The organism is Bradyrhizobium sp. 956_D2_N1_4 (assembly GCF_052076025.1).
In the GTDB taxonomy this organism is placed as follows: domain Bacteria; phylum Pseudomonadota; class Alphaproteobacteria; order Rhizobiales; family Xanthobacteraceae; genus Bradyrhizobium; species Bradyrhizobium barranii.
On sequence record NZ_CP197237.1, the window covers coordinates 1,234,503 to 1,253,769 of the forward strand.

Genomic DNA, 19,267 nt, shown 5'->3' on the forward strand with positions numbered 1-19,267 from the left:
CCGTATTCCCCTATATGGGGGCCGCGGCGGCATCGCCGGTATGAGCCCGCGCGAGCGAAAAAGCCCTTCCTGTCCAAACGATTGTAAACCAGCCCTCGATGACCTCTGCGAGCGAATTGCGATCCGGCAAGGGTGACCGCGACGAGAATTTTCCCGTCGCGTCCTGGATCATTCATCCGCGCCATCGCGCGCTGATCCTGGCGTACTACAATTTCGTCCGCACCGCCGACGACATCGCCGATCACGCGACGCTGCCGCCCGACCAGAAGCTCGCTTATCTCGACCTGCTCGAGGCGGAACTGCTCGGCGAGGGCGACACCCAGGCCGAAGCCGTCATTCTGCGGCGGGCGCTGGCCGAGCGAGGCATGGCGCCGCGCCACGCGCTCGACGTGCTCATCGCGTTCCGCATGGACGTCACCAAGCTGCGCTACGAGAACTGGGACGAGGTCATCCACTATTGCCGCTACTCGGCGATGCCGGTCGGCCGTTTCATGCTCGACGTCCACGGCGAGAGCACGTCGACATGGGCGGCCTCGGACGCGCTCTGCGCAGGTCTTCAGATCAACAACCACCTCCAGGATTGCGGCAAGGATTTTCGCGAGCTCAATCGCGTCTATCTGCCGCGCGACGCGCTGGCCGCGAGTGGCGCCTCGGTCGAGCAGCTCGGGCTGACGCAGTCGCCGCCGGCGATGCTGGCCTGCCTTCAGGCGCTCGCCGTGCGCAACGCAGCCCTGCTCGACGAGGGCCGGTCGCTCAGCGCGGAGATCCGCGATTTCCGCCTCGGCGTCGACGTCGCGGTGATCCAGGCCTATGCCGATCGCATCGTGCGCCTGTTGAAGGTGCGCGATCCCCTGCGCGAGCGCGTGCATCTGAACAAGTTCGAGCTTCTCACTTTCAGCCTCGCCGGCATGATCGGCGAAGTCGGCCGCCGCGCGATCGGGCGCAAGGCCATTTCCAGACCGGGGACTGCACATGACGCTTGAGGCGACCTCGCCCAGCGCCAATTACGGCTCGACCGCATCGAACAGCTCCTTCTACGCTGCGATGCGCATCCTGCCGCATGACCAGCGCGAAGCGATGTTCCAGATCTACAGCTTCTGCCGCCAGGTCGACGACATCGCCGATTCCGACGGCCCGCGCGACGAGCGGCTCGCCGCGCTTCAGGAGTGGCGCAACGACATCGACGCGCTCTATCAGGGCCATCCGCCGCCGCGGCTGAAGGACTACGTCGCCTCGGTGAAGACCTTCGGCCTCAAGCGCGAGGATTTCCTTGCGATCGTCGACGGCATGGAGATGGACGTGCCGCAGGACATCCGCGCGCCCGACATGACGACGCTCGATCTCTACTGCGATCGCGTCGCCAGCGCCGTGGGGCGGCTGTCGGTGCGGGTGTTCGGCCTGCCCGAGGAAGACGGCATCCAGCTCGCCTACCATCTCGGCCGCGCGCTCCAGCTCACCAACATCCTGCGCGACATCGACGAGGACGCTGGCCTCGGCCGGCTCTATCTGCCGCGCGAGGCGCTGCTGCATGCCGGCATCACCTCCAACGACCCGAACCGCGTGATCACCGAGCGCGCGCTGCCGAAGGTCTGCCAGCCGCTGACGCAGCGTGCGAAGGCGCATTTCGAGAAGTCTGACGAGATCATGAACCGCAACAAGCGCCGCGCCGTGCGCGCGCCGCGGATCATGTCGAAATACTACCATTCCATTCTGGACCTCCTGATCGCACGCGGCTTCAACGCGCCGCGCGAGCCGGTGCGTGTGTCGAAGGTCGCGCGCATCCTGATCCTGCTCCGTTACGCTTTCATCTGATGCAAAAGACAGCTCACATCATCGGTGCTGGAATTTCCGGCCTCTCCGCCGCCGTGCGGCTCGCCAATGCCGGCTTCAAGGTCGCCGTGCACGAGGCGACGCACCAGGCCGGCGGCCGCTGCCGTTCCTATTTCGACGGCGCCACCAATCTCACCATCGACAACGGCAATCATCTGCTGCTGTCGGGCAACAGCCATGCGCGCGCCTATGCCCGCTCGATCGGCACCGAGGCGGGCCTCGTCGGCCCCGAGCGCGCGCAGTTTCCGTTCGTCGACATCAAGACCGGGCAGCGCTGGCAGATCGATCTCGGCGATGGCCGGCTGCCGACCTGGGTGCTCGACGAGAGCCGCCGCGTTCCCGACACCGGGCTCAGCGATTATCTCAAGCTGGCGCCGCTGATCTGGGCGTCGGAGGAGACGCTGGTCGGCAAGTCCATTCCCTGCGAAGGCATCCTGTATCAGCGGCTGGTGCAGCCGCTGCTGCTTGCGGCGCTCAACGTCGATCCGCCCGAGGGCTCGGCCGGGCTTGCCGGCGCGATCGTGCGCGAGACGCTGCTTGCCGGCGGACAGGCGTGCCGGCCGCTGATTGCGCGCGACGGCTTGAGCGCCGTGCTGATCGAGCCTGCCGTCAAGTTCTTGCAGGAGCGCGGCCACACCGTTCAGCTCGGCCATGAGCTGCGTTCGTTTACGACCGGTGACGGCAAGGCCAGCGCGCTGAATTTCGGCGGCGAGGATGTGATCCAGCTCGGTGAGGGCGATGTCGTCGTGATGGCAGTGCCGCCGCGTGCCGCTGCGAGCCTGCTGCCCGGGCTGAAGACGCCGACCGAATTCCGCGCCATCGTGAACGCGCATTTCCGCTTTGAACCGCCGCCGGGCTCGGCGCCGATCCTCGGCGTGATCGGCGGCGTCGTGGAATGGCTGTTCGCGTTCCCGAACCGGCTCTCCGTGACCATCAGCAATGGCGACCGCCTGGTCGACATGCCGCGCGAGGAACTCGCGCAGGCGATCTGGAACGACGTCTGCAAGGCGGGCGGGGTCTCCGGCGAGCTGCCCCCCTGGCAGATCGTGCGCGAGCGCCGTGCCACATTTGCGGCCACGCCGGCCCAGAATGCCCTGCGTCCGGGGCCGGCCACTGCGCTGAAAAACCTGTTTCTTGCCGGCGACTGGACTGCTACGGGATTGCCTGCAACCATCGAGGGATCGGTGCGGTCCGGTGATCGCGCCGCCGATCTGGTTTTGGCCGCAAAGCGGCCCTGACGGGCAAAGTCCCGGTCAATTTCAATCGACTATCGGAGCAATCGAGCGACATGGATTCCGTGAACGCGACCAGCCGCGAAGCCTTGGAATCGGGCGTCCTGGAATCGAGCATTGCGTCGGCGACGCAAGGCGTTCTCGGCTTCCAGCAATCCGACGGCCATTGGGTGTTCGAGCTCGAGGCCGACTGCACCATTCCGGCCGAATACATCCTGCTGCGCCATTATCTCGCAGAGCCCGTGGACGCCGTGCTCGAGGCCAAGCTCGGCAATTATCTCCGCCGCGTGCAGGGCGCCCATGGCGGCTGGCCGCTCGTGCATGACGGCGAGTTCGACATGAGCGCGAGCGTGAAGTCCTACTTCGCGCTCAAGATGATCGGTGATTCCGTCGACGCCCCGCACATGGTGCGTGCGCGCGAGGCGATCCATGCCCGCGGCGGCGCGATCAACAGCAACGTCTTCACGCGCTTCCTGCTTGCGATGTTCGGCGTGGTGACCTGGCGCGCGGTGCCGGTGCTGCCGATCGAGATCGTGCTGTTGCCGTTCTGGTCGCCGTTCCACCTCAACAAGATTTCCTACTGGGCGCGCACCACCATGGTGCCGCTGATGGTTCTCGCCGCGCTGAAGCCGCTGGCGAAGAATCCGAAGGGCGTCGGGATCGACGAGCTGTTTCTCCAGGATCCGCGCTCGATCGGCATGACCGCGAAGGCGCCGCACCAGAGCATGGCCTGGTTCGTGCTATTCCGCGCGCTCGACGGCATTCTGCGCGTGATCGAGCCGATGTTTCCGAAGAGCCTGCGGCAGCGCGCGATCGATACGGCGCTCGCCTTCACCGAGGAGCGGCTCAACGGCGAGGACGGCATGGGCGCGATCTATCCGCCCATGGCCAACATCGTCATGATGTATGACGCGCTCGGCAAGGACGAGAATTATCCGCCGCGAGCGGTCACGCGCCGCGGCATCGACAAGCTGCTCGTGTTCAACGGCGACGAGGCCTATTGCCAGCCCTGCGTCTCGCCGGTGTGGGACACGACGCTGACCGCCCACGCGCTGCTCGAAGCCGGCGGTGACATAGCCCTGCCTGCGGCCAAGCAGGGCCTCGACTGGCTGATCCCGAAGCAGGAGCTCGAGGTGAAGGGCGACTGGGCGGTGAAGCGGCCCGACGTGCGCCCGGGCGGCTGGGCCTTCCAGTACAACAATGCCTATTATCCCGATCTCGATGACACCGCGGTGGTGGTGATGTCGATGGACCGCATGCGACGCGAGCACGGTGCGACCGGCTATGACGCCGCAATCGACCGCGGCCGGGAGTGGATCGAGGGCATGCAGAGCGACGACGGCGGCTGGGCCGCCTTCGACGTCAACAACCTCGAATACTATCTGAACAACATCCCGTTCTCGGACCATGGCGCGCTGCTCGATCCGCCGACCGAGGACGTCACCGCGCGCTGCATCTCCATGCTGGCCCAGCTCGGCGAGACCGAGAAGACCAGCAAGCATGTCGCCGACGGGGTCGCCTACCTCAGGAAGACCCAGCACCCGGAAGGGTCCTGGTACGGCCGCTGGGGCATGAACTTCATCTACGGAACCTGGTCGGTGCTCTGTGCCCTCAACATGGCCGGCGTCCGCCATAACGACCCGATGATTCGGAAAGCCGCCGACTGGCTGGCCTCGATCCAGAACAAGGACGGCGGCTGGGGCGAGGCCGCCGTCAGCTACCGTCTCGACTACAAGGGCTGGGAGGCGTCTCCCTCGACCGCCTCGCAAACGGCATGGGCCTTGCTTGCCCTGATGGCTGCTGGCGAGGTTGATCACCCGGCCGTCGCCCGCGGGGTGGAGTACCTGATTGCAACACAGAACAAAAAAGGACTGTGGGACGAGCAGCGGTACACCGCCACAGGCTTTCCTCGTGTATTCTATCTGCGTTATCACGGTTACCCGAAGTTCTTCCCGCTGTGGGCGTTGGCGCGGTATCGGAACTTGCGGAACACCAACAGCAGGGTGGTAGGGGTCGGGATGTGACTTTGGGGACGGGGGACTATCTGACCGTGGGTAATGCCATCGACCCGCGGCCGATATTGATCGTGACTGGACTGGTTCAGGAGGCCCGTATCGCGGCTGGGCCCGGAATGGCGGTCATTTGCTCGTCGAGCAGCCCGACCCAGTTGCGGGCGCTTCTGACGGTGGTGGATCCCGAGACGATTCGCGGCGTGATCTCGTTCGGCGTGGCCGGCGGGCTCGACCCGACGCTGCGCTCCGGCGACGTCGTGCTGGCGACCGAGGTGCTCTCCGGCGATACCCGCTGGGCCGCGGGCCTGTCGCTCGGCGACGACCTGATCGACCGCCTGACGTCGGGCCGCCGCCGCGTGGTGCGCGGCAGCCTTGCCGGCGCCGAGGAGGTGGTTACGAAGCGGTCCTGCAAGGCGGCGCTGCATTCGGAAACCGGCGCCTCCGCCGTCGACATGGAGAGCCACATCGCGGCCGCCTACGCCGCCGAGGCGGGGCTGCCCTTTGCCGCGGTCCGCGTCATCAGCGATCCCGCCCATCGCGCGCTGCCGGCGCTCGCCCGCGCCGCCATCAAGCCGAACGGCCAGATCGATCTCGCCGCCGTTCTGCGCGGCATCGTGCGCAATCCGACCACGCTGCATGCGCTGGTCTCGACCGGCATCGACTTCAACCGCGCGCTGCGTAGCTTGCGCGGCTGCCGCGACTATTTGATCGGCACCGAGCTCGTCGACAGCGAGGCCCTGGTCTCCAAGGCGGCCTGACCTCTTGATACGATAAAGCAAAGGGCCCGGTCGCCATTGGCGACCGGGCCTTTTGCGTTTTGGTGCCTGCTCACTCGGTCGCTTCCATGCGGTTTCGATCCACGACCCACAGCGTCCGTCGCATCATGCCCTCGACAATTGCCGCCGACTCGCTTGGACGCAGATAGATCGCCGTCGCACGACGCTCGTTCCGGACACGCTGGGCTCGATCGTCGGTTTGCTGGATTCAGCGCGATCAGCCTGACGAAGGTCGGCAATCTGCCTTATGGCACGAGTGGCCGCGCAGGGCCGTTTGGCTTCACGGGGCAGCGGATCTGCCTCCGGTCGCCTCGGGGCGTTCGTGCCGAAGATGAAAAGGCCCGGTCGCGGTGGCGACCGGGCCTTCTTTGTTCGTACCGACTTGCGTGCTTACGCGGCGGTCGACGCCTTCCGCGCCGCCTTCTCCTGCGCCGCGGCCGCCTCGTCCTTGCGGATCTCCGACAGGCGCTTCTGCACTTCCGCCGAGAAGATGTACTGCGCCGGACGCTGCTTGGTCATGTCGATCTCGGGCGCCATCGGGCCCGTGGTCCTGATGCCGCGCAGCGACACCCACATCGCCTTCAGCGGGTGGCTGATGGCAGCGGTCGCAGCCGTCGGCTCGTAGCCGCAATGGGCCATACAGTCGGCGCACTTCTCGTACTTGCCGGTGCCGTAGGTTTCCCAATCGGTGGTGTCCATCAGCTCCTTGAAGGTCTTGGCATAGCCTTCACCGAGCAGATAGCAGGGCTTCTGCCAGCCGAAGATGTTGCGCGCGGGCATGCCCCACGGCGTGCACTCGTATTCCTGGTTGCCGGCGAGGAAGTCCAGGAACAGGCCGGAATGCATGAAGTTCCACTTCTTGCCCTTGCCCATCGCGAAGACGTCGCGGAACAGCTTCTTGGTCTTGGTGCGGTTGAGGAAGTGCTCCTGGTCCGGCGCACGCTCATACGCATAGCCCGGCGACATCGAGACGCCGACACCGAGCTCGACGGTGAGGTCGAGGAATTTCGCGATCTCCTCGGCCGGATGGCCGTCGAAGATGGTGGCGTTGACGTTGACGGTGAAGCCGCGCGCCTTGGCCGCCTTGATCGCGGAGACGGCGCGGTCGAACACGCCCTTCTGCGACACAGCCTTGTCGTGATGGTCCTTCAGGCCGTCGAGATGCACCGAGAAGAACAGGTACGGGGAGGGCGTGAACAGGTCGAGCTTCTTCTCGAGCAGCAGCGCGTTGGTGCAGAGCGAGACGAACTTCTTGCGTTCGACCAGGCCGCGCACGATCTCGCCGATCTCCTTGTGGATCAGCGGCTCGCCGCCGGGAATGGCGACCATCGGCGCGCCGCACTCGTCGGCCGCGTCCCAGCACTCCTGGGCGGTCATGCGGCGGTTGAGGATCGCATCCGGATAATCGATCTTGCCGCAGCCGACGCAGGCGAGGTTGCAGCGGAACAGCGGCTCCAGCATCAGCACGAGCGGATAGCGCTTGCGGCCAAGCAGTTTCTGCTTGAGCAAATAGCCGCCGATACGCATTTCCTTGAAGAAGGGGATAGCCATTACAAGTTTCTTTCTGGGCTAGGAATTCGGGTGGGTCAGCTCGCAGCCAGTTCGGCCGGAAGCCGGAATTCGATGTTTTCCTCGCGGCCCGGCAGCACCGAGACCTTGACTGGTCCGATCCGCCGCATCGCTTCGATCACGTCATCCACGAGTACCTCAGGCGCCGAAGCGCCGGCCGTGACGCCGACGGTCTTGGCATCTTTCAACCACTCCGGATTGAGCGCGCTGCCGTCGGCAATCAAATAACTCGCGACGCCGGCCTCAGTGCCGATTTCGCGGAGCCGGTTCGAGTTCGAGCTATTGGCAGCGCCCACCACCAAGATCACGTCGACCAGCTTGCTCAAGTCCCTTACCGCAGATTGGCGGTTCTGTGTCGCATAGCAGATATCCCGGATATCCGGGCCTTGAATATCTGTAAAGCGGGCCTGGAGGGCCGCAATAATGTCCTTGGTGTCGTCGACCGACAGGGTGGTCTGGGTGATGTAGGCCACTGGCGTATCCGCCTGCAGCGTCAAGGCCTTAACCTCTTCAACGCTTTGGACAAGCAGCACCGGGGCGGGAACCTGGCCCATCGTGCCCTCGACCTCGGGGTGGCCGGCATGGCCGATCAGGATCAGGGTGCGGCCCCTGGAGATGTAGCGTTTCCCCTGATTGTGAACTTTCGTGACCAGGGGGCAGGTGGCATTGAGCACCGGAAGGTCGCGCGCGGCAGCCTCTTCCTCGACGCTGCGGGCGACGCCATGGGCACTGAAAACGGTCACGGCTTTCGGCGGAACCTCGGACAGTTCCTCGACGAAGATCGCGCCCTTGTTCTTCAGGCTCTCGACCACGTACTTGTTGTGCACGATCTCGTGGCGCACGTAGACGGGCGGGCCGTACTTCTCCAGCGCCCGTTCCACGATCTCGATCGCACGCACCACGCCCGCGCAAAAGCCGCGCGGCTGCGCTAGATAAACTTCCATAGGACGCCCATCACGCAATTTGCACCAATCCGCTTCTCAAGTCCCCGGCGGCACTTCGATACTGTCCAATGAGTTGCAATAACCGCACCATTGGTTTCGCGCACGCGGTAACCGCCCACCCTATCTGGGCCCCGGCGCATGGAGGCACAGCACTTTGTGTCAAAAAATCGGCAAAAAGGAAAGACCGGATGAAACCCTGGTTCCGTTACCGTGCGCATCCGCGGTATTATAATAGGGCATGCGCTCTGAGCAAAATGGCGACATTTGTGCTCACCGCTTCGCCACTTTCCCGCCTCAAGTCACCGGCTATACCGACCGCCCCGCATGATTTTGCCTAGGTCTGTCGCCGTTTACCTCGAACCTTCGTGCGGCGAGAACCACTCAAAACAGCAATAGGTTTCGCCGGGGAACTCCGATAAACAGCGGGCGTTTCCGGCAAGCTGTTAACCGCAGAAAGAAAAGATGCTGCAAAGCGTAGTCGTTGCCATCGTCAGGGCCTGCACCCGGTTTGCCTCCCTCGTCGTCGTTCTCGGGCTCCTGCTTTCGGTCGGGGCGGGCTATTACACGTCTAAGCATTTCGCCATCAACACCGACATCAATTCGCTGATTGCCCAGAATTTGGACTGGCGCCAGCGCGACCAGCAATTCGACCGTGCCTTCGACCGCGACGCGACGATTCTCGCGGTCGTCGAGGCCAGGACGCCGGAGATGGCGACCGCGGCGGCGGATGCGCTCTTCGCCAAGCTGAAGGACAACAAGACCGACTTCCAGTCGATGCAGCAGCTCGGCACCGGCGAGTTCTTTGAGAAGAACGGCTTGCTGTTCCTGCCGACCGAAGAGGTCGGCAAGATCACCAGCCAGTTCGAATCCGCAGCGCCCCTGGTCGAGATCATGGCCGGTGATCCCTCGATCCGCGGCCTGACCGGCGCGCTGGAGACGGGACTTGCCGGCGTCAAGCGCGGCCAGGTCAAGCTCGACAATACCGCGCGGCCCTTCAATCAGATCGCGCAGACCGTCGAGACCGTGCTCAACAAGGGCAAAGCGAGCTTCTCCTGGCGTGAGCTCGTCAGCGACGAGCCGCTGACGGATTCCGATAAGCGCGCCTTCATCGAGTTCAAGCCGATCCTGGACTACAACGCGCTGGAGCCCGGCAAGGGCGCCACCGACGCGATCCGCAAGGCGGCAGTTGATCTGGATTTTGCGAACAAGTACCAGGCACGAGTGCGACTGACCGGTCCCGTCCCGATCGCCAACGAGGAATACGCCACCGTCCAGGAGGGCGCCGTCGTCAACGGCGTCGGGACTGTGCTGGTCGTGCTGCTCATCCTGTGGATGGCGCTGCACTCGTCGAAGATCATTTTCGCGGTGTTCGTCAATCTCTTCGTCGGCCTTGCGCTGACGACCGCTGCCGGCCTGATGATGGTCGGCTCGTTCAATTTGCTGTCGATCGCGTTCGCCGTGCTGTTCGTGGGACTGGGCGTCGATTTTGGTATCCAGTACAGCGTCCGCTACCGCTCGGAGCGCTACAAGCACAACGATCTCTCCGGCGCGCTGGTGCTTGCCGCCAAGCGCTCCGCGGTGCCGCTGTCGCTGGCGGCAATGGCGACCGCCGCCGGCTTCCTCTGTTTCCTGCCCACCGATTACAAGGGCATCTCCGAGCTCGGCCAGATCGCCGGCGTCGGCATGCTGGTGGCGTTCCTCTCCAGCATCACCGTACTGCCCGCAATGCTGAAGCTGTTGAACCCGCCCGGTGAGCAGGAGCCCGTCGGTTATGCCTTCCTGGCGCCGCTCGATTACTTTCTGGAGAAGCACCGTGTGCTGGTCGTGGGCGGCACGTTGCTGCTGGCGCTCGCCGGCCTGCCGCTGCTCTACTTCCTGAAGTTCGACTTCAACCCGATGAACCTGCGCAACCCGAAGGCCGAGTCGATCGCGACCTTCCTCGATTTGCGCAAGGATCCGAACACCGGCGCCAATGCCATCAACGTGATGACCACGTCCGAGGAGCAGGCGAGGCAGGTCGAGGCGAAGCTGGAGAAGGTGCCGGAGGTGCTGCGCGTGATGTCGCTCGACAGCTTCGTGCCGACCGACCAGGCGCCAAAGCTGAAGCTGCTCGCGCAGGGCGCCAAGGTGCTCAACCCCGCGCTCAATCCTGACCAGGTCGACGCTGCGCCAACGGACAAGGAAAACGTCGAGGCGTTGAAATCCTCGGTCGACAATCTGCGCCGGACCGCCGGTGACACGAAGGGCCCGGGCGCCGTCGCCTCGCGCCGGCTGGCGGACGCGCTCGAAAAGCTCGCCAATGGCGACGAGGCCACGCGGAACACGGCGCAGGACGTGTTCGTCACGCCGCTGAAGATCGCGTTCGGCCAGCTCAGGAACGCGATGCAGGCCGGGCCGGTCACCCTGGCCTCACTGCCCCCCGAGCTCGTCAGCGCCTGGAAGAGCAAGGACGGGATCATCCGCGTCGAGGCGCAGCCGAAGGGCGATCCCAACGACAACGACACGCTGCGCAAATTTGCGGCGGCGGTGCTCGCGGCCGAGCCGACCGCGATCGGCGGGCCGGTCTCGATCCTGAAATCCGGTGACACCGTGGTGAAGGCGTTCATCCACGCCGGCATCTACGCGCTGCTGGTGATCGGCCTGTTGCTTTGGATCACGCTGCGGCGGTTCGTCGACGTGCTGATGACGCTGGTGCCGCTGCTGGTCGCCGGCGCGGTGACGCTCGAAATCTGCGTGTTGATCGGGCTGCCGCTCAACTTCGCCAACATCGTCGCGTTCCCGCTGCTGCTCGGCGTCGGCGTCGCCTTCAAGATCTATTATGTCGTGGCCTGGCGCTCGGGCAGGACAAACCTGCTCCAGACCAGCCTGACACGCGCGATCTTTTTCAGCGCGCTGACGACGGCGACCGCGTTCGGTAGCCTGTGGCTGTCGAGCCACCCCGGAACGTCCAGCATGGGCAAGCTACTCGCACTCTCGCTGGTGACGACGCTTGCCGCAGTGCTGCTGTTCCAGCCGGCCCTAATGGGCAAACCCCGCAATCTCAGGGAGTAGGCAGATGTCGCCGACCGGGTCGGCGGCGTTCTTCTGACCGGGCTTGGCGGTGGTAGCGGTCTTCTGGGCTGCGGGGGCAGGGGCCGGCGCTGTGGCGCTGGCGCCGGTCGTGCCGCCTGTTGTCGGGCCGCCTGTGGTGCCGCCGTTGTTGCCTTGGGCTTTCGGCGCCGCGCCGGTGGGCTTCGGTGCGCCCTTGGCCATGGCGTTGGCGGTGCTCAAAGGAATCGGCGGGGCGACGCGGGTCCAGGTCTCGCCGCCGCAGAGGAAGCCCATCACGCAGCCCTTGATTTCGAGCTGGTCGGTGCCGACGGTCGTGATGGTTGCGCTGTAGAGCTGGCCGTCCTTGGCGTTGTAGACCTGCCCTTCCCACTGATCGACGCCGGGCTTCTTCTTCATGTCGATCAGGGTCGCCATGCCCAGCGTCGGCCTGGTCTTTTTCGACGGATCCGGATTGTATTCATCGCGGCCGCCGGGCTGTTTTTCCCAGGAAACCGCGCCCCACATGCTGCCATTGCATTGGGCGACACGAATGTTGGCGACGGCGTCGGCGACCCGCCAGTCGCCGGTGGGATCGGCGGCGAGCGCGGGTGTCAGGCAGGTGTAACCACCAGCCAGTATTAGTCCGGTGTAAAGGGCTAAACGCATGATAGTTCCTTGGCAGTGCAACATGGTTTAAAGCTGTGCTTGCGAAGATGGTCCGAAAAAGGGCAAAAGGCCGCACAGACCGTTTTCGGTAACGGTCCCTTTTCAGTTGACGAGCCGGCCCTCAAGCGAAGTATGTAGCGGATGCACAGCCCAAATCCAGACATGTCTCAGCTATTCGCGGACCGTCAGGCCCAGCGCAGCACCCTGCATAATCGGTATCTGAACGAGCAGTTCGTTCGGGTTCTCAAGACCATCGGCTACGATGTCGGCTTCCAGAAGGGGCAGGGGCAGTACCTCTACGATCGCGAGGGGGCGCGCTATCTCGACCTGTTGTCCGGCTTTGGCGTGTTCGCGATCGGGCGCAATCACCCTGTCATGCGCGAGGCGCTCAAGAGCGTGCTCGATGCCGACCTGCCCAATCTGGTCCAGTTCGACGTCTCGGTGCTTGCCGGCGTGCTCGCCGAGCGGCTGCTGAAATACGTCCCCTATCTCGACAAGGCGTTCTTCGCCAATTCCGGCGCCGAATGCGTCGAAGCCGCGATCAAATTCGCCCGCGGCGCCACCGGCCGTCCCGGCATCGTCTATTGCGCCCACGGCTATCATGGCCTGACCTACGGCGCGCTGTCGCTAACGGGTGATTCGAACTTCCGTACCGGCTTCGAGCCGCTGCTGCCCGGCTGCACCTCGATTCCGTTCAACGACCTCGCCGCGCTCGAAAAGGCGCTGGCCTCGCGCGAGGTTGCGGCCTTCGTCGTCGAGCCGATCCAGGGCAAGGGCGTCAACATGCCCACCGACGAGTTCCTGCCGGGCGCTGCCGCGCTCTGCAAGAAATACGGCACGCTGTTCGTCGCCGACGAGATCCAGACCGGCATGGGCCGCACCGGCCGCTTCCTGGCGGTCGAGCACTGGAACGTCGAGCCCGACATGGTGCTGCTGTCGAAGTCGCTGTCCGGCGGCCACGTGCCGGTCGGCGCCGTGCTGACGCGCAAGAGCATCTTCGACAAGATCTTCAACCAGATGGACCGCGCCGTGGTGCACGGCTCCACCTTCTCCAAGAACGATCTGGCGATGGCCGCGGGCATCGCGACGCTCGACGTCATGGAGTCCGAGAAGCTGATCGAGTCCGCCGCCAAGCGCGGCGCCGAGCTGCGCCTCGCGCTGACGCGCATGGTGCCAGGCTACGAGCTGATGAAGGAAGTGCGCGGCAAGGGCCTGATGATCGGCGTCGAGTTCGGCCCGCCGAAGTCGCTGCGGCTGCGGGCGTCCTGGAACGTGCTGGAAGCTGCCAACAAGGGCCTGTTCTGCCAGCTCATCACCGTGCCGCTGTTCAAGGACCACAAGATCCTCACGCAAGTCGCCGGTCACGGCAGCCACACCATCAAGCTGCTGCCGCCGCTCACCATCACCGAGGAAGATTGCGGCTGGATCGAGCGCGCCTTCGACGACGTCATCGCCGGCAGCCACAAGGTCCCCGGCGCGATCTGGTCGCTCGGCAAGACGCTGGTGGACAACGCGGTGCGGCGGTCGGCGTAAATTCGCCGATCTATCTCAGCGGTCGTCATTGCGAGCGAAGCGAAGCAATCCAGTATCCCTCTGCGGATGCGGGCTGGATTGCTTCGCTCCGCCAGCTACCCCTCCACATTCGCCTTCATCGCCGCCTCGAACTTGTCGACGAATTCGGCGAGCTCGTCGGCGCCGATATCGCTGACGGCCCAGAAGTTCAGGCCGCGATTGCCCCAGCGGCGGCAGTTGAAGCCCTGCATGGTCTCGGTCTTCGGCGCGCGATATTCCGCGTTCGATGTCTGCGATACGAACAAATTGATCACGTGCTGCCGGCGCTTGTAAACGACGGCGCCGATGGCGCGGGCGTCGATATAGTCGAGCCGGCCGCCGACCAGCGTGAAGCCTTGCGCGGTGAGATCGATCACGGGCGGGGCGACGTCGAGCTTGCCGTTGAACCACGGCTTCACGGTGTGCTGGTCGGTGGAGACCACGTCGATGAGATGGCCGGCCTGAAGCGAGCGCAGATGCGCGGAGACGACCTCCGACAGGATGCGCTGCTGGTCGTCCTGGCGCAGCACCACGGCGACGACGCCGGAGGCGGCGAGCGCGGAGACGGCCGAGCCCATCGCAAAGCCGCGCAGCACGGAGCGGCGGGTCGGTTGCCGGCGCTGCGGCTGCGGCAGCGCGGCTTCGATCCGGGCGCGCAGGCTAGCCGGCGCGGCATAGCGCAAATCGGTGTCGGCGAGCACGCGCTGCATCTCGCGTTGTGCGGCAAACTCCGCGGCGCAGTCCGGGCAACTGGCAATGTGGGCTTCGACCTCGCGCGCGTGGCCGGCATCGAGCTCGTTGTCGAGCAGCGCGTGAAGCAGGATTTTTGCTTCGTCGCAGGTCATCTCGAGTGCTCCTCTTCCGCCGTCCAGGCCGCGCGCAGCATGGCGCGGGCGCGGGCGAGGCGGGACATCACGGTGCCGACGGGGGCGCCGACGGCCTCGGCGATTTCACGATAGGACAGGTTGTTGATCTCCCGCAGCACGAATGTTTCCTTGAACGGTTCGGCGAGCGCGTCGATCAACTTGCGGATGGCGCCGGCATCGCGGCTGCGCAGCACCTCGGTCTCGGGGCTCGCCTCGCTCTCCTGCCAGATCGGCGTCTGCTCGGCGGCGCCGGGCGTATCCTCGATCGCGCTGGGCCTGTGCGCGCGCCGCGCGTATTCTGCGTTGCAGACGTTGCGCAGGATCGCGAACAGCCAGGGCTTCATCGCCGGCCCGCGATAGCTGTCAAAATGCTTCAGCGCGCGCAAATAGCACTCCTGCACCGCATCCTCGGCGTCGGAGGCATCGCGCAGCAGATAGCGCGCGAGCGTGTAGACGTCGTCGAGATAGGGCAGCGCGGCTTCACGGAAGCGCTGCGCCTTCTGCAAATCGTCGTTGGCGGGCATCGCTCCTCGCTTTGCCTCTTGTTCTGCGCGTCGCGTTGTTTCGTCCCTGTTTGTTTCGTCTCCGTGTGTGACGGAAGGCACACGAGCCCGGCCGGCGTGGGACCACCGGCCGGGCAAGACGTTGATGCCTTGGTTTGAGACGTTACTCAACCTTGATCATCCCCGTCATGTGCGGGTGCAACGAACAAAAATATTTGTAGTCGCCCGCATTGGTGAAGGTGAACGAGAACTTGTCGTCGGTGTCCAGGGCCTTGGACCTGAACTTGCCGGCCGACACCACGGTGTGCGGGATGTCGTCCCGGTTGGTCCAGGTCACGGTGGTGCCGAGCTTGATCTTCAACTCGGCCGGCTGGAAAACGAAATTGTCGATATGCACTTCCATGTCGTCGGCACGGGCCGTCGTTGCGGGCAACAGGATGGCCGCGACCACGGCGACACCGAAGTCGCGGCGATTGAGTGTTTTCATTGTCAGCTTCCGTTCAGCCTTTTTCCGTTCAATCTTGGATCAACCCTGCAGCGGCGTGTCGATGATCGCGAGCCGCTGCTCGTTCTGCTTGAAGTTGATGCTGGCGACGCCGAGCATGCCGCGCAGCTTTGCGTCCTCGACCTTCATCGGTCCGGGCGAGGGCGCGGTCCCCGGCGCGGGCTGCGGGAACGCAGTCGAGCGCGCGGTGTGGAAAGTGACGTTGCCCTCGACCTTCTGCATCACCTGATGGATATGTCCGTTCAGCACGGTGACGGAGCCGAAGCCCTTGACGTATTCGAGCGCGCGACCGCCGTCCTCGGTGCCCCAGCCCCATTCGGGATAGACCGTCCAGAGCGGGATATGCGCGAACAGCACGATCGGTGTCGATTTCGACTTGCCGCGCAGATCGTCCTCGAGCCAGGCGAGTTGCTCGGCGCCGAGATTGCCGAGACCGCCGCCCTTGAGGTCGACGACGTTGACGAGGCCGATGAAGTGTACGCCGCCGGCGTCGAACGAATACCAGCCTGCACCCTTGGTGCCGCGGCCGTAACGCTCGCGATAGAATTTCACCTCCTCGTCGAGAAAGTCATGCTCGCCAGGCACGTAGTGCACGTCGAGCTTGCTCTGCGAGATGATGCGGTCGGCATTGTCGAACTCGGCGGCCTTCGACAGGTGCGTGATGTCGCCGGTGTGGATCATGAAGGAGGGTTTTGCCGGCATTGCGTTGATCTTGTTGATGGCCTCCTCCAGCGTGCCGAGCGCGTTGGGGTTTGCCGGCTTGTCGAAGCCGACATGGCTGTCGCTGATCTGGAGGAAGGTCATGCCGGGCGCGGCTGCCGTGGCGGCCTGCGCGGAATCGATGATGCCGAGCGAGCGCGGCACGCCGCCCGTGATGGTCCAGAGCACCCCGGTGCCGGCCCAGGTCATGCATTCCAGCACCTTGCGGCGGCTGACGCCGTCCCCGTGATCGTGTCCGCTCATCGCACGTCTCCACTTCGCCCGGAATTGGGCTTCGGGGAGGTGATTGGGGGCGGAGGAGACTTATTCCCGGATGCGATGACGTTTTCGTGAGGTGGTAGGGTCTCGTGTCCCGGACGCGGTGCAGCGCCCAAGAGCGGGTTCACGCGCGTCTTCGACGCGTTATGGCGGTGCGCCGCAGAGCCGGGACCCACGCGGCTCGGATTGTCTGGGCCGGGCTCTGCGCAGCAGCGTTGCACGCTGCAGCGCGTCCGGGGCGCGAGACTTATTTCGCGAATTCCCGCACGGCCTCCACCACGCGTTCCGGCACTTCCTGCGCCACGCAGTGCCCGGCGCCCTCGAAGACCAGTGTGCTGACGCGCGGAATCAGCGACACGGCGCGTCGCGCCATCTCCTTGTAGATCGGCCCCGACTTCGCGGCGGTGGTGACGCGCACCGGGCAGTCGATCTCGGTGAGCGAGACAAACGGATTGCCGCGGGCATCGCCGACATAGACCTGCTCCATCGCCTCGTAGATCGGACGCAGGATTGCGAATTCGATCTCGGGCGTGCAGCAAAGCCGAACCCGGCCATTCTCCAGCGGCACGAAGCCGTGGCGCACATAGGCCCGCAGCGATGGTTCGGTCCAATCGGCAAACGCCGGCGCTGTGCGGTAGCGCTCGAACACGGTGTCGGCACTGTCGAATTCGGCCCGCCGGCGCAGCGTGCCCTGGACGCGGGTGAGCGAGTCTTCGCTCAAGCCTCCGGGCCGCGCCGCGCGCGGGTCCATCACGGTCGGCTCCATCACGAACAGGCGCGTGAAGCGTCCTGGCCGAAGTTTCGTCGCGAGCAGGAGATCGGTCGCGCCGGCGCTGTGGCCGATGCCGTAGACGTCGCGCAGATCGAGCGCATCGATCACCCGGCAGACATCCTCGGCATAATCAAGGAAATGATAGGCATCGGGCTTGTGGCTCGCGCCGTGGCCGCGGCGGTCGAGCGCGTAAACGGTGCAGGTCGATGCAAGCTCGCGCGCGACCTCGTCCCAGACGTCGGCGACGAAACCGGTGCCGTGCACGAGCAGCGCGGGCGGCCTCCCGCTCTCGCCCCATTGCAGCATCGCGATCTGCGCGTCAGTGGGGCCAATGGAGAAGCGATGTGGATTGATCATGGGGACGGGACGCTACTTCGCGTCCTCCAAAATCATCGTCGCGCCCTTCTCGGCGATCATCGCTGTCGGCGTATTGGTATTGCCTGACGTTATCGTCGGCATGATCGACGCGTCGATAATGCGCAGGCCGCTCAGGCCGTAGAAACGCAGCCGCTCGTCCACCACCGCCATCGGATCATTCGCCGCGCCCATCTTTGCGGTGCCGACGGGATGGAAGATGGTGGTGCCGATGTCGCCGGCGGCCTTGGCGAGCGAGGCATCGTCGTCGCCGACGGTGGGACCGGGCAGATATTCGCTCGGGCGATATTTCGCGAGCGCCTTCTGCCGCATCAGTCGCCGCGTGGTCCGGATGGCGTCGGCGCCGACCTGGCGGTCGTCGTCGGTCGACAGATAGTTCGGCGCGATGATCGGCTTCTCGTCCAAGCTCGCCGAGCGCAGCCGCACCGTGCCGCGCGAGGTCGGCTGCAGATTGCAGGCGCTCACGGTGATCGCGGGGAAGCAGTGCAGGGGATCGCCGAACTTGTCGAGCGACAGCGGCTGCACGTGGAACTGGATGTTGGCGCGGGCGCGCGTCGCGTCGGAGCGGGTGAAGATGCCGAGCTGCGACGGCGCCATGGTCAGCGGTCCGCGGCGGCGGAAGGCGTAGTCGAGCCCCATCAGGCCACGGCGGAACAGATTGTAGTAGGTCTCGTTCAGCGTGCGCACACCCTCGACCTTGTAGATCGCGCGCTGCTGGAGATGGTCCTGAAGGTTGCGGCCGACGCCGGGCTTGTCCATCACGATGTCGATGCCGAGCGGCGACAGCCAGTCGGCGGGACCGATGCCGGAGCGATGCAGCACCTGCACTGAGCCGATGGAGCCTGCCGAGAGGATCACCTCGCGCTTCGCGCGCGCCTCGATGACCTCGCCATTCTGGATGAAGCGTACGCCGACGGCGCGGCCCTGCTCGATGATGAGACGATCGACCAGCACGTTCTTCTCGAGCCGCAGATTTTGGCGGTTCAGTGCGGGCTTGAGGAAGCCGCGCGCGGACGACCAGCGCCGACCGCGCTTCTGGTTGACGTGGAAATAGCTGGTGCCTTCGTTGTCGCCGGTGTTGAAATCCGGAATGCGCTTGATGCCCATCTCCTCGGCGGCGTCGCCCACGGCGTCGAGAACGGCCCATGACAGCCGCGGCGCCTCGATGCGCCAGCCGCCGCCGGCGCCGTGATGCTCGCTCGCGCCGAGGAAGTGATCTTCGAGTTTCTTGAACAGCGGCAGCACGTCGTCATAACCCCAGCCGGTCATGCCGAGCTGGCGCCAGTGGTCGTAATCAGCGGCCTGTCCGCGCATCGAGATCATGGCGTTGATCGCCGAAGAGCCGCCGATCACCTTGCCGCGGGGATAGGCCAGCGAGCGGCCATTGAGACCGGGCTCGGCCTCGGTCTTGAACATCCAGTCCGAACGCGGATTGCCGATCGCGAAGAGATAGCCGACCGGAATGTGGAACCAGATCCAGTTGTCGTCGCCGCCGGCTTCGAGAATGAGGACGCGATTCCCTGATACGGCCGAGAGGCGGTTGGCGATGATGCAGCCGGCCGTGCCGGCCCCGACGACAATGTAGTCAAACTCACCTTCGAGCCGCCTCGGCATTCTGCTTCCACCCAAACAGGCGTCATGCCCAGGCTCGTCCCGGG

At 65.0% G+C, this 19,267-nt stretch carries 16 protein-coding genes; 7 read left to right on the forward strand and 9 right to left on the reverse strand.

Annotation, left to right across the window (positions count from 1 at the left end):
• Positions 1-98 precede the first annotated feature (98 nt).
• Genes hpnC through AB7535_RS05775 form a run of 5 tightly spaced genes read left to right on the forward strand, consistent with a single transcriptional unit; the run spans position 99 to position 5,832 of the window.
• Positions 99-983: a squalene synthase HpnC gene (hpnC, locus tag AB7535_RS05755; RefSeq protein WP_014496822.1), complete on the forward strand. Its 885-nt coding sequence runs from the start codon at positions 99-101 to the stop codon at positions 981-983.
• Entirely contained in the window at positions 973-1,812 is an 840-nt protein-coding gene (hpnD, locus tag AB7535_RS05760) for a presqualene diphosphate synthase HpnD (protein ID WP_071915699.1), read from the forward strand. The genes hpnC and hpnD overlap by 11 nt, the downstream gene beginning before the upstream one ends.
• Positions 1,812-3,068 (forward strand): hydroxysqualene dehydroxylase HpnE, encoded by a 1,257-nt coding sequence (gene hpnE, locus AB7535_RS05765; protein ID WP_085403887.1) that lies wholly within the window; start codon positions 1,812-1,814, stop codon positions 3,066-3,068. Before hpnD ends, hpnE begins: the two co-directional genes overlap by 1 nt.
• 50 nt (positions 3,069-3,118) lie before the next feature.
• On the forward strand, positions 3,119-5,086 hold the full coding sequence (gene shc, locus AB7535_RS05770) for a squalene--hopene cyclase (protein WP_085403886.1): 1,968 nt from the start codon (positions 3,119-3,121) through the stop codon (positions 5,084-5,086).
• Positions 5,083-5,832, forward strand: coding sequence for a phosphorylase (locus AB7535_RS05775; RefSeq protein WP_063984634.1), 750 nt, complete (start codon positions 5,083-5,085; stop codon positions 5,830-5,832). Before shc ends, AB7535_RS05775 begins: the two co-directional genes overlap by 4 nt.
• 408 nt (positions 5,833-6,240) lie before the next feature.
• On the opposite strand, the gene hpnH is transcribed toward AB7535_RS05775, so the two are convergent.
• Positions 6,241-7,401: an adenosyl-hopene transferase HpnH gene (hpnH, locus tag AB7535_RS05780; RefSeq protein ID WP_063984632.1), complete on the reverse strand. Its 1,161-nt coding sequence runs from the start codon at positions 7,399-7,401 to the stop codon at positions 6,241-6,243.
• A 35-nt stretch (positions 7,402-7,436) separates the two neighbouring features.
• Complete coding sequence (gene ispH / locus AB7535_RS05785; protein WP_063984631.1) at positions 7,437-8,363, reverse strand: 4-hydroxy-3-methylbut-2-enyl diphosphate reductase; 927 nt, start codon at positions 8,361-8,363, stop codon at positions 7,437-7,439.
• 462 nt (positions 8,364-8,825) lie between these two features.
• Here ispH and AB7535_RS05790 point away from each other — a divergent pair, with 462 nt between their 5' ends.
• A complete protein-coding gene (locus tag AB7535_RS05790) occupies positions 8,826-11,414 on the forward strand; it encodes an MMPL family transporter (protein ID WP_085403885.1) in 2,589 nt (862 codons plus the stop codon).
• Here AB7535_RS05790 and AB7535_RS05795 read toward each other — a convergent pair.
• Positions 11,382-12,059 (reverse strand): DUF2147 domain-containing protein, encoded by a 678-nt coding sequence (locus AB7535_RS05795; protein ID WP_085403884.1) that lies wholly within the window; start codon positions 12,057-12,059, stop codon positions 11,382-11,384. The genes AB7535_RS05790 and AB7535_RS05795 overlap by 33 nt on opposite strands.
• A 141-nt stretch (positions 12,060-12,200) precedes the next feature.
• On the opposite strand from AB7535_RS05795, the gene hpnO reads away from it, so the two are divergent.
• Positions 12,201-13,592: an aminobacteriohopanetriol synthase HpnO gene (gene hpnO / locus AB7535_RS05800; RefSeq protein WP_028146959.1), complete on the forward strand. Its 1,392-nt coding sequence runs from the start codon at positions 12,201-12,203 to the stop codon at positions 13,590-13,592.
• A gap of 95 nt (positions 13,593-13,687) precedes the next feature.
• Here hpnO and AB7535_RS05805 read toward each other — a convergent pair whose 3' ends face one another.
• The 6 genes from AB7535_RS05805 to AB7535_RS05830 form a co-directional block, all read right to left on the reverse strand.
• Positions 13,688-14,455, reverse strand: coding sequence for an anti-sigma factor family protein (locus AB7535_RS05805; RefSeq protein WP_085403883.1), 768 nt, complete (start codon positions 14,453-14,455; stop codon positions 13,688-13,690).
• Positions 14,452-15,000 (reverse strand): sigma-70 family RNA polymerase sigma factor, encoded by a 549-nt coding sequence (locus tag AB7535_RS05810; protein ID WP_028146963.1) that lies wholly within the window; start codon positions 14,998-15,000, stop codon positions 14,452-14,454. Before AB7535_RS05810 ends, AB7535_RS05805 begins: the two co-directional genes overlap by 4 nt.
• Positions 15,001-15,142: 142 nt before the next feature.
• Complete coding sequence (locus AB7535_RS05815; RefSeq protein WP_028146964.1) at positions 15,143-15,466, reverse strand: cupredoxin domain-containing protein; 324 nt, start codon at positions 15,464-15,466, stop codon at positions 15,143-15,145.
• Positions 15,467-15,505: 39 nt separating this feature from the next.
• Positions 15,506-16,447, reverse strand: a complete 942-nt coding sequence (locus AB7535_RS05820) for a metallophosphoesterase family protein (RefSeq protein ID WP_085403881.1) — start codon at positions 16,445-16,447, stop codon at positions 15,506-15,508.
• A 262-nt stretch (positions 16,448-16,709) separates the two neighbouring features.
• A complete protein-coding gene (locus AB7535_RS05825) occupies positions 16,710-17,591 on the reverse strand; it encodes an alpha/beta fold hydrolase (RefSeq protein ID WP_085403880.1) in 882 nt (293 codons plus the stop codon).
• 12 nt (positions 17,592-17,603) lie between these two features.
• Positions 17,604-19,223, reverse strand: a complete 1,620-nt coding sequence (locus tag AB7535_RS05830) for a GMC family oxidoreductase (protein WP_085403879.1) — start codon at positions 19,221-19,223, stop codon at positions 17,604-17,606.
• Positions 19,224-19,267 lie beyond the last annotated feature (44 nt).